At 48.9% G+C, this 1,012-nt stretch carries 1 protein-coding gene; it reads right to left on the bottom strand.

Features of this window, described 5'->3' with window-relative positions; translation table 11 throughout:
• Nucleotides 1–123: 123 nt before the first annotated feature.
• On the bottom strand, nucleotides 124–1,012 hold an 889-nt coding region (locus tag ACTHS3_RS14615), incomplete at its 5' end, for a DNA polymerase III subunit gamma/tau C-terminal domain-containing protein (RefSeq protein WP_440368326.1).

The raw sequence follows: 1,012 nt of genomic DNA, 5'->3' as shown, positions 1-1,012 counted from the left end.
TCATCAGGCCGCCTAATCCGGCTTTTCCGAACATGTTTTACTCCTATGGGTTTGAATAAATGGGTTTCACTCATGCCATCTGAAAACGCTATTGCCTTTCAGACGGCCTTGTATATCAGTATTTTAAGAATGTCCTGCCAATTCTAAAGAATCCGGCAGCCATTGCGCTTCAAAGGTTTGTAAGATTTTCTGCGCTGTTGTATCTGCTTCCAGCAAATCTTGCGCCTGCTGCCGCCCTTCTTCTTGAATACGTTTGCGGCGCATAACCGGCGTTTCCCAGCCTTTATCATCCTGCCAAGGCTCGGTTTGCAGCCTTAAATTACCAAGATGGTATGCCTCGCTCAACGTCTGGCAGATTTTATCCAAACGCTCTTTATTTGCAGTGGCTTTGGCCTCATCCGTCAACGACAGCATGATTAAACCTGCTTCCGCATCATAACTCGTCCATGCCGCATTTTGTGCCAACATCTGCGCCGCGCCTAATTTACGGGCGAAGCGTTCGATAATGCTGTGCCAATTCTCAGTTTTAAACTCAGGCAAAGGAGCGAACTGAAGCTCTTCTTCATCACCCTCCTCTTCTTCAGGCTCAGCAGACGCAACCGACTGCGGCACTTCCATCACATCAGCACGGTGTGAATCTTCATATGTATATGCTTCATCAAAATACGGAGGTGGAATTTCCTCATCCATATGCGGATATTCTTCCGGCTCAGGGGCCGTCTGAACTTTTGCAACAGGCAATGGCTCCGCAGTTTCTTGCATCTGCACCGCTTGAATTTGAGGCGGCTCAGCCGACACTAGGCTCGGCATGTCTTCCCAAGGCGGTACATCCGCCTCTTGTTGCTGAATAAGCTGAACGGTTTCTTCAGACAGCCTTTCAACGATATCCTGTTTGCTCGGAACAACCCCTTTCTCAACCGCCGGTGCTGCTATCAGCTCAGATTTCGGCAGCTGAAAAGGCTTTTTTTCGGCCTCAGCTTTCTGATGGTCGGAATGCAAATCCGTGTGTTCA

The sequence above is a fragment of the Neisseria sp. P0009.S007 genome, assembly GCF_051962515.1.
The sequence above is the reverse complement of the archived record's forward strand: the minus strand, read 5'-3'. Positions and strand labels throughout refer to the sequence as shown.